Consider the following 13,097-nt stretch of genomic DNA (forward strand, 5'->3'; position numbering starts at 1 on the left):
GAATGGCGATTTCGGATGGCAAATATCCAGCGACAATAAGAAGGAGGATGGGAATGAATGATACTCAGCCACTCAAAAACAAAATAAGTTCTTATATCATACAAACACATGAAGAAGAGATAAAACGAATTGCAATGGAGCTTCATGAAGGTGTGGGACAGTCCCTCTACAGTCTTTTTACAGGTATGCAGCTCTTTGAAAAGACAATCGAACAGCCTGCCATGAAAAGCTATGCAGGTGATATGAACCAGTTATTGGAAAAGACAATTCGAGAAATCAGGCTCTTGGCTGTAGAATTGCATCCTCCCACCCTTACAACTCTGGGGCTGATGTCTGCTATGAAAAGCTATATTAAATTATACACTTCAACCTATGGCATTGAGGTTGAGATAGAGAATTTGGGTATTGAATCGCAAATCTCCGATAGAGATAACATTACACTTTTCAGGGTTTGCCAAGAAGCATTGATGAATATAGCAAGGTATGCAGATACAACGAAGGCAAGTATGATATTCATATGGGAAAAAAGCAGGTTAATGATAATGATTAAAGATTCAGGAAAAGGGTTTGAGGTTGAATCTGCCATGAATAAGTTGAGCGGGCTTGCTGCCATGAGTGAAAGAATGCATTTGATTGGCGGGAATTGTACCGTTTTTTCAAAAATAGATGATGGTACTTCTATAGAGATTTCTCTACCATTATATTAGAATGCTAAACAAGGGGTTTGCGAATTAAGCAATCCCCCTTGTTGTTTCATATTCATTATAAACGATAAAAATACGAACAAAGCTAAGGGGGAGCAGCTTTGATAAAAATTTTGCTTTGCGATGATCACGCCGTTGTAAGAATGGGCTTAAAAATGCTATTAAATAATCATGCTGATATGGACGTCATAGGGGAAGCTTCTGATGGGAATGAAGGAATACAACGAGCACTGGAGCTCCAGCCTAATGTGGTAGTCATGGATTTAAGCATGCCTCATGGAAAAGATGGCTTATCGGCAACTTCCGAACTGAAGAAACTAATGCCTGAAGTGGCCATATTAATACTTACTATGCATGATGATGATGAATATTTGTTCAGAACTATTCAAGCAGGGGCTTCAGGCTGTATTTTAAAAAGTGCACCACATGAAGAATTATTGTTAGCCATCCGATCTTTATCGAACGGAAATGCTTACCTTCATCCATCTGCAACAAAAAGGGTTATGGAAGAATACATAGGGAGTGTGAAGCAGGGGACCGCTGATTCTTTCAATCTGTTGTCTGACCGTGAAAAAGAGGTACTGACGTTGATTGCGAAAGGGTTTTCCAATAAAGAGATTGCCGGACAGCTTGTCATAAGCGTGAAAACGGTTGAAAGTCATAAAGGAAACTTAATGGAAAAGCTCAAGATGAAAACAAGGCATGAACTTGTTGCATTCGCTTTAAAAAAGGGGTTATTAGGGTATGGAATATAAAGGGGGCAGTCAATCGAACGCGGATCAATCATTAAAAAAAGCGTGTGAACGTGTATTAGAAGAAATGAACTGTGATTTTGTTGGCCTTGCTTTACAAAACAGTAAAGGTCCTGACATAAGCTGGCATTATGCCGCCGGAAACAGAAATGATAAATACAAAAGGATAACAGTTCGATATGGAAAAGGAATAGCAGGCAGGGTAATATCAACGGGGAGGCCGATGAAAATTGAGGGTTTTCCCAATAATATTCACGGCAAAGCATTAGAGTATCCCATCATGCTCGCGGAAAATCTCAGTTACGCCTTCGCGGTTCCAATTGAATTTAAAGGTGTTCCAAAAGGGGTACTATTAGTGGGGAAACGAATAGATCAGCCTATTTCTGAAAGTGACCAGCATACGATCCTTGATGCAGCGAAAAAATTGGAAAAGGAATTGAACAGCTCAATATAACATGGCAACAAGGAGGATTATGTATGGACTTGAATAAACATATGGAAAAAGAGGTTTCGCCTGGATCTAGCGATGCGACGATCCTTGTCAATGAATCTGGAGTCATCTCTTTTGCAAATCAACAGGTATATGAAAACTTTGGTTATGAACATCATGAATTGAACGGGGAAAAGCTTTTGAAGCTTATACCAGGGGCAAACCTTCTGTCCAGTAGGGAAGGGGAATTCATCCACCAGATTGGTATTCACCGGGATGGTCATGCTTTTTCACTCTTTTTCAGGGTGAACGCCTTTCAGCTTGCCAAAGAGCTCTATTACTTAATCGTAGTCCATAAAGTAAAAGACCAATCACGGATTAATCAGCAGCAATCCTATCCGTTAAATGAGCTGGTTGATTTAAGTTACGCACTTGATGAATCAACGATTGTTGCATTTACGGATGAAAAGGGAAAGATAATAAACTTTAATACGAAATTTTGTGAGGTATCCAAATATTCAGCAGCTGAGCTTATTGGGAAGGATCACCGAATTATCAATTCAGGTTATCATTCAAAGGGATTTATGCAAGGACTTTGGCGAACAATTTCATCAGGAAGTGTATGGCGGGGTGAAATTAAGAACAAAGCGAAGGATGGAACCTATTACTGGGTGGATACCACAATTGTCCCTTTCTTAAATGAAAAAGGAAACCCTTATAAATATTTGGCAATCCGGAAGGAAATTACTGAATATAAACGAGTTTTAGAGGAATTAGGAAAATCCGTAAATAAAATGACCGATTTTCAATTTGCTTTGGATGCTTCCTCAATTGTAGCAATAACCGATCAAAGAGGGACGATCAAATATGTCAATGATCAATTTTGCCGGATTTCAAAGTACTCAAAGGAAGAGTTGATCGGACAGGATCATCGAATTATTAACTCGGGTTTTCATTCGAAAGAGTTTTTCAAGAATCTTTGGAAAACAATTTCTGCAGGTGAAGTATGGAAAGGCGAGATTAAAAATAAGACCAAGGATAATAGTTATTATTGGGTGGATACTACAATAGTTCCCTTTCTTGATGAATACAATCAACCTTACCAATATTTAGCGATTCGTCATGAAGTGACCCAGCGTAAGCATGCGGAAGAAGAAATTCAGAAAATGACCGGGAAAATCATTGATGTGCAGGAAGAAGAAAGAAAACGCATTTCCCGAGAGCTTCATGATGATATCGGACAAAACTTATACAGCCACCTCATAACGATTAACAGGCTGCAGACGGAGATGGATCATCCCCTGTTAGATCAGATGCAGGATGAAACTACCGAAATTATCGAAGCGCTCCGGCAACTATCCTGGGAATTAAGGCCATCTGTACTTGATGATCTTGGGCTGTTCCCTGCCATTCGCTCTTTATTGGTGCAATTTTCAGAGCATCATCATATCAAGGTCCGTTTTGACTGCTATTTGAATTGCCGTCTTAATACAAACAAAGAAATTACCATTTACCGTATTATCCAAGAAGCATTAACAAATATTCGGAAATATGCTCAAACCGAAGAAGCTTCAGTGACGATCCGGGAAATAGAGGAAGAAGTTCAAGTGGAAATAGAAGATAAAGGAATGGGCTTTGATATAGAAAAAGTCACCCGGGGAGTTGGCATATTCAGTATGGAGGAAAGAGCCAAAGCTTCCGGTGGAAACCTTCTCCTTCATTCTGGCGAAGGGAAAGGGACAAAAGTAATTTTGAAAATGCCTTTGTGGTGAATGTGCTCAAGCAAATTAATCCGACATTTAACGATTAGCGAACTAACTATGAGCTTGATTAGCCATTAACCACTGTTAAAGAAAATAAAATTACATCCTTTCTTCCATGTTTTATATTAGAATGATAGTTAAGAGAAACATGTATCATGAAAGGAGACATCGTATGCAGGCACATAACAAAACGGTCGTGAAATCCATGCAAATCTTAACCCTTTTCATAAATCATCCGAAACTCACCTTTAATGAAATGATGGAACTTTCCAACTTGCCGAAAACGTCGTTACACCGTATGGTGGGATCATTGGAAGAAATGGGGTTTTTAACAAAGGACAAGAATGGCCATTATTCACTTGGATTGATATTCCTGCAGTTTGGTCAACTGGTAGGGGAGCGTTTGGATATCAGGTCAATCTCCTATCCCATCATGAAAGACCTTCGGGATGATGTTGAAGAAGCAGTGAATTTAATTGTGAGGGATAAAGATGAAGCGATGTATATTGAAAAGGTGGACACCCTGCATCCTGTTCGTCTTTATACATCCATTGGAAGACGTTCACCATTGTACGCTGGCGATTCTCGAATCATCCTAGCATTTTTGCCAGAAGAAGAGCGTGAAAATTATTTAGGGAACATCCAATTAAAACCGATCGCCATGGGAACGATTACAGATAAAACTAAACTTCGTCACGCATTGGATGAAGCGAGATCGAATGGTTATACGATAACTTCATCAGAACTTGAGGATTATACAAAAGCGGTAAGTGCACCGATACTCAATGGCAAAGGTCAAATAGTAGCTGGTATTAGTGTGGCTGGGATTGAAGCGAGATTTCAGGAAGATCGCTTGCCTGAATTGATTGAAAAAGTAACGAAAGCCGCCAAGTCGATTTCCATGAAACTTGGTTCTCAAATACATTAATGAAGATAGAAATCATGTCATTTTCGGAATATATTTTCCTGAAATAAGATAACTTACATAAGATGGTCGATTCCTAGTAAAGCCACCGCTTATGGTGGATTTTTGTCATGTGGGCATGCTCAGCCGTAACTGGTGTAATGTTTGCCGCTTTATTTGGAAGTGCTTATCAGCAACCATTTCATTGAATGTCATCATGGTTGATCTTGAGTAGCAAACATTAACAGAACCAAGACGAAAAGGTGAACCATTCGGGGTTCACCTTTACTAATATCGTAAGACTTAAACGGATTGTTGGTTAACCATTAAATACGGACAAAGTGTGATTGATTTATATTTCTCGGCACCCCGATGTCAGCCATTGTTAGTAAACCTGGTTTACGGAGGGCATCAATTTGCTTAGCGGTATTGATGATCATTGCTGCGGTTGCGGTATCTCCAAAAATGCCGTTTGGAACAATCAACCTTTGGGTTTCGTTCCCCTCAATAACGATTTCATCTTCCTGTTTAGTACCTGCAGCCATCGTTAAATCCAAGGAAATTTCCTTTCCGTCCACAGTCTTCCCTGTGGAAATTTGATGAAGCCCCATAACATCCCCTCGTTTTAAGGCAGTTAGCGGAACGGTCATATTTTCGCTTGCAATCATTGGTTCAATGGTATTGGTAACACTTGAAAGTTTCCAATTCAGCCCATAAGCAATTAACCTCACAGACTCTTCAAGGCCTACATGCCCAATTTTATCCTGTTGGGCTAAAAATTCAAACTCTTCTCTGGTCATCCCGATTCCGACCTTTTTCTGTAAAGGGAGGCGCCTTTTCGAAACATCAACTTTACGAATGACCTTAATTTGGTTAACAGTGGTCAATACTGTTGTAAAAGAAATGGCCATAGTATCCATGATGTACCCTGGATTGATTCCGGTCCCGATGACACTAAGTCCTTTTGCTTTAGCATAATCATCTATTTCCTTTGAAAGTAAAGGGTAGCGATGCCAAGGGAAGGAAAGCTGTTCACAGGTGGAAACCACTGAAAAGCCGTGATCTAGCAGCTCTTTAATTTGGGGCCATACCTGTTGTGCGTTGGAACCTGTTGCATGTAGGGCGATAGGTTGGACAGCTTCAGTATTTACTTCCTGTATATGGGGGACTACACACTTGTTCGTTTCCTTTTCATTGATCAGTAAGCCAATATCCTTCCCTACCTTATCGGGATCAATATCGACAACACCGATAATCGATTGAGGATTCGTTTGATATGCACTGCGTAGAATTTCAATTCCGATGGGACCGAGCCCGAATACTGCGAATTCAGAATATTGGATAGTCATACATCTCTCATCCTTTCAAATGAACTTATAACAAAATGCTAACATTGAGTGATAAATAAGAAAAATAGTTAATTTTTATATATTTATAAAGAATCGTTATAAAAGAAAAGGCCGCAACGAATGAGCGGAAGAAGAATCATTCTTCAATTTTGGGTTTACCTCTCTAAGGGATAGTTGGTTGGCGGTAATTGTTCACCTCAATTTATCAGCAAAAGTTGGGGTGTTGGACAAGAATCCATGGTTTTCTCTTATGGAGAAACCGCCATACTTTTCCCGGTTAAAACCTTGAACGGACTCTAGACTTATTAGCGCTTCAGTCCGAAGCATCTGCGATTTTGAGCATGTTGGACATTTTTTGCTGCGGTTAATGAAGTTTCAAATAAAATTATTATGTAGCATTGCCTAAGGCACTAGAATTGGCAGAAACGTTATCCGGTTTTATGTGTTACATGGTTAAGGTATTGTTTCGGGTTGTTTTGATCGAAACAATATCTTATTTAGTTTTGTATATAAAACTACTTTTTCTGTTGGAAAATTATTATTCTGAATATTATTGACTATTACGAAAATTCAATATAACATTAAATATCGGTAACATTGTTTTTTATATAAAACAATAATTGCCACTATCTTTTGAAAGGGGGAATTGGTGAAGTTTGATAGCATGATAGTCATTTCCTATCGAAAATCATGAAAGCGCATTCAAATGAGCCTATTATAAGGGGGAAATAACATGTTACAAGGTCAAAAAAGATGGTTGTACATTGCGATTCCTATTTTTTTCTTCTGGTTTTTCGGTCAGATTGATAAAGTAGGTATCTCTGTTATCCAAACCGATCCGGGATTTTTAAGTGATCTTGGTCTGACTGGCCCGGATAAAAATGCAAAAATTGGCTTGATCTCCTTTATATTCATGATTTCATACTCCTGTTCCAACATTTTTTGGGGAGTTATTATCGACAAGTTAGGGGCACGGAAAACAGCAGTTTTAGGTTTACTGGTATGGACAGCGACAATGGTCATGGGGGGGCTGTCCACTTCATACGAAATGTTTTTAATTAGTAGAATCATCCTCGGAATTGGGGAAGGCATGATGATTCCGATATCGGGTAAGTTCATTTCGAATTGGTTTAATAAACGAGAGCTTGGCAGGGCACAGTCATTCTGGATTACTGGAAACTACCTTGGCCCGGCCGTGGGTACCGTTATGCTCATCCTAATTATTTCAACATTTCATTGGCAGGCCGCGTTCTTTGCTCTCGCTGCCTTTAACTTGTTTATAAATATTCCAATGTTCCTGTTTTTGGCTCGTAATACGCCAGAAGAACATCCACGCATGAGTAAAGAAGAAGTCTCCTATATTCGCCAAAAAGACGAAGCGCATGATGTGCGGTCGAAGCAATTCTTCGCAAAGGATTATCGTTATTGGATTGTCTGGTTTGGCAATTTGATGTCGTCCTTTCTTTTCTTTGGAATCAGTATTTGGCTTCCTACATATCTCGTTGAGGCCAAAGGCTTTGAAAGAGATGCAATGACAGGGATTACCTCATTATCATGGCTATTCGCGCTTGGATTTGTCCTGGCTGGCGGATTTCTGGCGGACAAAACGAAACGCCCGAGTTTGCTTGCGACGATTCTTTTCATACTTACAGCTGTATTTTTGACAATCGCTGTCATTGCACCAAATCCTATTTTGGCCGGAGTTTCCATGGGGCTCGCCATGGGAACTCAGGGAGGAATGTTTCATCTAACCAATTTCTTCATCATCAAATTTTCAACACCTGAAACAGCGGGCCGCGCGGCCGGTTTAATGGGATTCACAAATATTATGGGTGGATTTTCAAGTTATATTATGGGATGGAGCCGCGATTTGTCTGGCGGTGATTTTGGTCCCTCCATTGTCATGCTGATTGTAGCAGCCACTCTTGGGTTCATGGCGTACTTGTTTATGATTAAACAAGAAGTTGCCGAAAATCACCTAAGTAATACGACAGGAAACAAAGTAACTTTATAGAGAGCAAAAAAGTTAATATACGTTTTTTAGAAGGGTTTCTCAGTAAGAAGGAATGCTAGATTCTTACTGAGAACCACAATAAAATCTTGAATTTTCAATGACGTGTACACAGGAGTAAGGACGACCACAACTGATACAACAAGGGAACGTATTCTTAAACGATAGTATCAGTTTTTTTTACAGCTAACATTGACAATAAAGCGATTACATTTTAGAATTGTTTATATTAAGAAACATTGTTTTGTATATAAAACAATTTAGGGTCGTTATAAAAAAATATGTGCTCGCTTACCAGACCGTATACATGAAGGGAACCGATCTTTGTATAACCGTTCATCACGTTTGAAAGTTAACAGAAGGGGTGGAGACAATGGGTATGGCCTTAAAAGATAAAGTCGTTTTGATTACAGGGGGAGCTTACGGAATAGGAGAAGCTGTCACACGCCGTTTTATACAAGAAGGAGCAAAAGTAAGCATTATCGGCCGCTCTAAAGACAAATTAGCGAAAATGAAAGAGGAATTTGGTGAAAATATCATTACTTACCAGGGAGATGTAAGCAAATACGAACACAATGAGCAAGCGGTCCAAGCTACTGTTGAGCAATTCGGAAAGTTAGATGTTTTCGTTGCGAATGCAGGCGTGTTCGATGGATTTGCAAAATTTGTCGATGTGACTCCCGAGGCGCTTTCCGAAGCATATGATTTCCTATTCAATATTAACGTAAAAGGCTCTTTTTTCGGAGCTAAAGCTGCACTTGAAGAACTGAAAAAAACAGATGGCAATATTATTTTTACCGTGTCCGGTGCAAGTTTTTATCCGGATGGCGGCGGTGTTTGGTACACAGCGAGCAAACACGCCCAAATTGGATTGATGCGACAGCTTGCGTTCGAACTATCTCCTTCCATCCGGGTAAATGCGGTAGCCCCAGGGGGTACATTGACAGCACTCACGGTGATTCCACCGCTTCGTCCATTTGTGAAAATCGTCGATAATGATACGAAAGCAAGCAGCATTAAAAAACGGAATATTCTTCAACTTGCCCAGATGCCGGAAGATCACGTTGCGGCGTATGTACTGTTAGCTTCTGACGAATCACGCGCAATCACCGGTGAAATCATTTCCAGCGACGGGGGATTGTCAGTGCGGGGACTCGGCTAAACTGGCAAGGTTTTTGAATACGGTTAGCTAATTTGTAAAACGGGAACGGAAGGCGATTTTGCTGCTTATCTGAAAGGAAGCACTTTCTTTATAAGAACGAAAACTTGCTATTTCCAAGCAAAATATAAAAATAGTAAATCTTCTCTAATTTAAGAAAGATATATCGAGTATGGGTGCTTTAAGAGTTAGAGACTTACCTTAAGAAGGGGACTGATATTATGCCATACGTAAAAGTAGAAGATTTAAGTATTCATTATGAAATAGAAGGTAGTGGAGAGCCTTTAGTATTATTACATGGTATGAGCAATAATTCACAGTCATGGAAGGAACAAATCCAGGGATTAAAGGAGCATTATACAGTAATTGCATGGGATGCTCCGGGTTATGGGAAAAGTTCAGATCCAGCCGAAGAATATAGAAATTTTAAAGAGTTTGCACGTATTCTGAACGGCATGCTAGATCAGCTAAAGTTGGAAAAAATCCATCTGCTAGGCCATTCAATGGGAGCGGCAATTGCGATAGAGTACTGTTGCCTGTACCCTAATAAGATTAATAAACTTATATTAGCAGACTCGACAAGGGGGGCTGCTGCTCTAACCCCAGAAGAGAACGAGACGAAATTGAAAAATCGATTATTCTCAATCGAAAACCTATCTACTAAGGAGATAGCGGAAAAGAGGATAAAAGCACTGTTATCTCCCAATGCTTCAGAAAATGTCCATATACGGGTCAAAGAGATTATGACACAGATAAGGCCGGCAGGGTATCGCTCGGTAGCATATTCGCTATATCATCTAAATCAAATGAGTTTGTTATCTCATATAAAGGTGCCTGTTCTTGTGATTTGTGGTGAGTTGGATATTGTAACTCCTATAAAGGAATCAGAAGCAATTCATGAAAAGTTAATAAACTCCCGGCTAGTGATAATTCCAGATGGCGGCCATTTGTGTTACCAGGAAAATCCCAGGAAGTTTAATTCGAGCATTTTGGAATTTTTGAACGGTATCGAGTAAGGAAAAAACGAATTCTATTGCTTAAGGCTTCTATAAATGACTTAGTAAAAAACCAGGGCTTAGATTTAAGAGAGGAATGGGTAGGGAAAATGGCTAATTATACAATCGTGGATAAAGAAACTTGTATTGCTTGCGGAGCCTGTGGTGCTTCAGCTCCAGATATTTATGATTACGATGAAGAAGGTATTGCGTTTGTTATATTGGATAATAATGTGGGGGCAGCGATTATACCTGAAGAACTCGAGGAAGATATGATAGATGCTTCAGAAGGATGTCCAACCGATTCTATAAAAGTGGCTCAAACATCCTTTGATGGTAACCCTAATAAATTTGAATAATATTTATAGATATAATCAATGAAGATGTTTGAAAATGATTATAGATTTAGGGACTTTACTGAACATGATTCACTGTTGGTTGTAAGGGATAAACTTGTAATGTTTCTACAAGTTATTCTTAATTTTTCCGGTTCCCAAAATGAGGGATAAGATTTAGGGATACCCCCCTTTAAAAACTAGTGACGCCAATTTCCGTAGTTTTTTTCGGGATAAAGAGCCGAAAGCTGTCCACCCAATTGAGGAAGACTTTCGAGGATTTTCACCTTCGCTTGCCTCATTCCGCCATAGAACGCAGTAAACAAGCCAACTGGGCCGCCGCCAATAATGGTTATGTCATAGATCTTCTTTTCTTCCGTCAATGTAATCACTCCTTGTTCTTCTAGGTTGGTTGTTCATCATTTATGATATTGCTGGTTTTCCAAAAGTAAGGGCGCAGGAATTGATAGAGAATTTAAAAGAACAAATGAAAGTTTTCGAACCAACAATTTGTCTTGAAGAAGCAGTTGAACAAATGGAAAAGCAAGCAGACGGAACATTTAAGATCACCACAAACCTCGATACTCATTTCTCTAAATCAGTGATCATTACGGCTGGAAATGGAGCCTTTCAGCCTCGTAAACTGGAATTGGAAGATTCAACACAGTTCGAAAATAAGAATTTGCATTATTTCGTGAATGATATGAACCAATTTAAAGGAAGAAAAGTGGCGATTCTAGGCGGTGGAGATTCTGCTGTTGATTGGGCCCTTATGCTAGAGCCGATTGCTGAAAAGGTAACCTTGATACACAGAAGAGATAAATTCCGTGCCCATGAACATAGTGTGGAAAAATTAGTGAATTCCTCTGTTGAGATCAAAACACCTTATATTCCTTCCGAATTGGTTGGAGCAGATCAAATTACGCAAATTGTTTTAGAACAGACTAAGACTCAACAAAAAGAAGTAGTTGACGTAGATGATTTAATTATTAATTACGGCTTTGTCTCTTCTCTTGGAGCGATTAAAGAATGGGGTCTAAACATCAATAAAAATGCAATTATCGTTAATTCCAAACAAGAAACAAATATTTCAGGCATATACGCAGCCGGGGATATTTGTACGTACGATGGAAAGGTTAAATTAATTGCTTCAGGATTTGGTGAAGGTCCTACGGCAGTTAATAATGCCAAAGCCTATATTGATCCTCTGGCGAAAGTTCAGCCGTTGCACAGTACTTCCTTATTTGGGTGAACTCTATCAAACAACAAGACTTTTCTGAAGAAAAGTATTAAAGGTACATAGGCAGGCCCCCTGAAGTAATAAGTTATGGATAGGAGGCTCGATTGTCCAGGTTAAAATCGAAAAAAAGTAAAGCGGATATATTTCGAGGCTTTACATGTTTTGTTGCCTAACAAGGGAACAGGCTAATATGATTGTTGAAAATAAAAGTCGAATTCCTGCACGATTAGGAATTCGATTTTTTAGATTGTTTTAAGTAACGCCCCTATAGCGATTCTTCATAATATTTATCATTGTAAAACTTCCGGTAGATACGGATCAAATAAGGATGGTAAGGTTTTAAGATTTCAGGTTTTTATATGTTATATAACGGGGACCGCCCCATCGCCAATAAGAAGCTTAAATGGTGAGATTATCCAATATTAAAAGCCCCATTTCTCAGTGTCATAAAAGAGAAATGGGGCTTTTTTAACACCGATTAATTGACCCTCCCCTTTACACTCCAAGTAGTTTCACAGCATTTTTCCAACCAAGAATCTCAAATATCGTTAAAATCATGATCATTCTTTAACGTTTTCAAAATATGCTTTGTCAGAATTGAGGCATCCGTGTTTTTCCAAACTGCCGATATCGAACTGGATAATTCCGAGTTATCGATGTTCAAGGCTTTAACTTGGCTTTTTCCCAACAAACTCACCATATCTTCCGGCATGAGGGCTACGCCTAAGTTATTGGATATTAGATTGGCAATCGTAAGTAATTCAGAGCCTTTACATAATTCTTTAGGTGAAAATCCAGCAGTCAGACAAGCCTTTTCCAAAAGGAATTGAAGGGAGTGCGCTTGAACGGCATCATAATGGATAAAAAGTTCGTCTTTTGCTTCGTTTAATTGTATAGCCTCTTTTTGGGCTAGTGGATGATCAATGGAGACGACTAATTGTAAAGGGAACCTCATGAATTCAATCATGCTTAATCCTTCATTCGCGATGATGTCACCGTGAATGGGCGTTCGGATGAAACCGATGTGATAATTTTGTTGGTTTACGAGTTTTACTGCCCTTGAAGATGTTGTTTCATGCACGTAAAATTCTGTTTCAGGGTATTGCCCTACGATCTTTTTCAATAACTTCGGGATATATATGCTAGCCGCTGAAGGAACGGTAGCAATCTTCAATTTAGGTTTTGGGATAGCTTTATTTTCAACTATGTAATTCACTGTTTTCTCGATATCTTCAAAGGAAGGAGCAAGTTTTTTATAGATGTACTCTCCTTCTTCCGTCAATGTAATTTTTCTTGTCGTTCGATTCAATAGTTTAAAGCCTAATTGTTTTTCGAGGGATGAAATCTGTTGGCTAAGTCCTGGCTGGGATATATGCAGGGTTTTGGAAGCCTCACTGAAACTAAGATGGTTAGAAACCTCTATGAAATAGCGGAGGGATAGGTAATTCAAACAAT

Annotated in this window: 11 protein-coding genes and 2 pseudogenes; 10 read left to right on the top strand and 3 right to left on the bottom strand. The window is 39.2% G+C overall.

Annotation, left to right across the window (positions count from 1 at the left end; genetic code table 11):
• Positions 1-53: 53 nt before the first annotated feature.
• From ACIQ0C_RS16565 to ACIQ0C_RS16585, 5 genes are all read left to right on the top strand, one after another.
• Complete coding sequence (locus tag ACIQ0C_RS16565; protein ID WP_403061870.1) at positions 54-707, top strand: sensor histidine kinase; 654 nt, start codon at positions 54-56, stop codon at positions 705-707.
• Positions 708-805: 98 nt separating this feature from the next.
• A complete protein-coding gene (locus tag ACIQ0C_RS16570) occupies positions 806-1,459 on the top strand; it encodes a response regulator transcription factor (protein WP_402841099.1) in 654 nt (217 codons plus the stop codon).
• A complete protein-coding gene (locus tag ACIQ0C_RS16575) occupies positions 1,449-1,910 on the top strand; it encodes a GAF domain-containing protein (RefSeq protein WP_403061873.1) in 462 nt (153 codons plus the stop codon). Before ACIQ0C_RS16570 ends, ACIQ0C_RS16575 begins: the two co-directional genes overlap by 11 nt.
• A 23-nt stretch (positions 1,911-1,933) precedes the next feature.
• On the top strand, positions 1,934-3,658 hold the full coding sequence (locus ACIQ0C_RS16580; protein ID WP_403061876.1) for a PAS domain-containing sensor histidine kinase: 1,725 nt from the start codon (positions 1,934-1,936) through the stop codon (positions 3,656-3,658).
• Positions 3,659-3,821: 163 nt separating this feature from the next.
• Positions 3,822-4,577, top strand: coding sequence for an IclR family transcriptional regulator (locus ACIQ0C_RS16585; RefSeq protein WP_403061879.1), 756 nt, complete (start codon positions 3,822-3,824; stop codon positions 4,575-4,577).
• A 302-nt stretch (positions 4,578-4,879) separates the two neighbouring features.
• On the opposite strand, the gene ACIQ0C_RS16590 is transcribed toward ACIQ0C_RS16585, so the two are convergent.
• Positions 4,880-5,902, bottom strand: coding sequence for an NAD(P)H-dependent amine dehydrogenase family protein (locus tag ACIQ0C_RS16590; protein WP_403061882.1), 1,023 nt, complete (start codon positions 5,900-5,902; stop codon positions 4,880-4,882).
• Between the two features lie 733 nt (positions 5,903-6,635).
• Here ACIQ0C_RS16590 and ACIQ0C_RS16595 point away from each other — a divergent pair.
• From ACIQ0C_RS16595 to ACIQ0C_RS16610, 4 genes are all read left to right on the top strand, one after another.
• Complete coding sequence (locus tag ACIQ0C_RS16595; RefSeq protein WP_403061885.1) at positions 6,636-7,916, top strand: MFS transporter; 1,281 nt, start codon at positions 6,636-6,638, stop codon at positions 7,914-7,916.
• Positions 7,917-8,286: 370 nt separating this feature from the next.
• Positions 8,287-9,075 carry an SDR family NAD(P)-dependent oxidoreductase gene (locus tag ACIQ0C_RS16600; RefSeq protein WP_403061888.1) on the top strand — a complete coding sequence of 263 codons (789 nt, stop codon included), beginning with the start codon at positions 8,287-8,289 and terminating at the stop codon, positions 9,073-9,075.
• A 218-nt stretch (positions 9,076-9,293) separates the two neighbouring features.
• A complete protein-coding gene (locus ACIQ0C_RS16605; RefSeq protein WP_403061891.1) occupies positions 9,294-10,088 on the top strand; it encodes an alpha/beta fold hydrolase in 795 nt (264 codons plus the stop codon).
• Positions 10,089-10,177: 89 nt separating this feature from the next.
• Complete coding sequence (locus ACIQ0C_RS16610) at positions 10,178-10,426, top strand: ferredoxin (RefSeq protein ID WP_402841174.1); 249 nt, start codon at positions 10,178-10,180, stop codon at positions 10,424-10,426.
• 200 nt (positions 10,427-10,626) lie between these two features.
• On the opposite strand, the pseudogene ACIQ0C_RS16615 reads toward ACIQ0C_RS16610, so the two are convergent.
• Positions 10,627-10,785 (bottom strand): annotated as a pseudogene (locus tag ACIQ0C_RS16615) (NAD(P)-binding protein); the annotation flags it as partial.
• Positions 10,786-10,823: 38 nt separating this feature from the next.
• On the opposite strand from ACIQ0C_RS16615, the pseudogene ACIQ0C_RS16620 reads away from it, so the two are divergent.
• A pseudogene (locus ACIQ0C_RS16620) lies at positions 10,824-11,654 on the top strand (NAD(P)/FAD-dependent oxidoreductase); the annotation flags it as partial.
• Between the two features lie 526 nt (positions 11,655-12,180).
• Here the strand turns inward: ACIQ0C_RS16620 and ACIQ0C_RS16625 are convergent.
• Positions 12,181-13,092, bottom strand: coding sequence for a LysR family transcriptional regulator (locus ACIQ0C_RS16625; protein ID WP_403061894.1), 912 nt, complete (start codon positions 13,090-13,092; stop codon positions 12,181-12,183).
• Positions 13,093-13,097: the final 5 nt, after the last annotated feature.

It is taken from the genome of Peribacillus sp. NPDC096448 (genome assembly GCF_044762675.1).
GTDB classification, from domain to species: Bacteria; Bacillota; Bacilli; order Bacillales; family DSM-1321; genus Peribacillus; species Peribacillus frigoritolerans_B.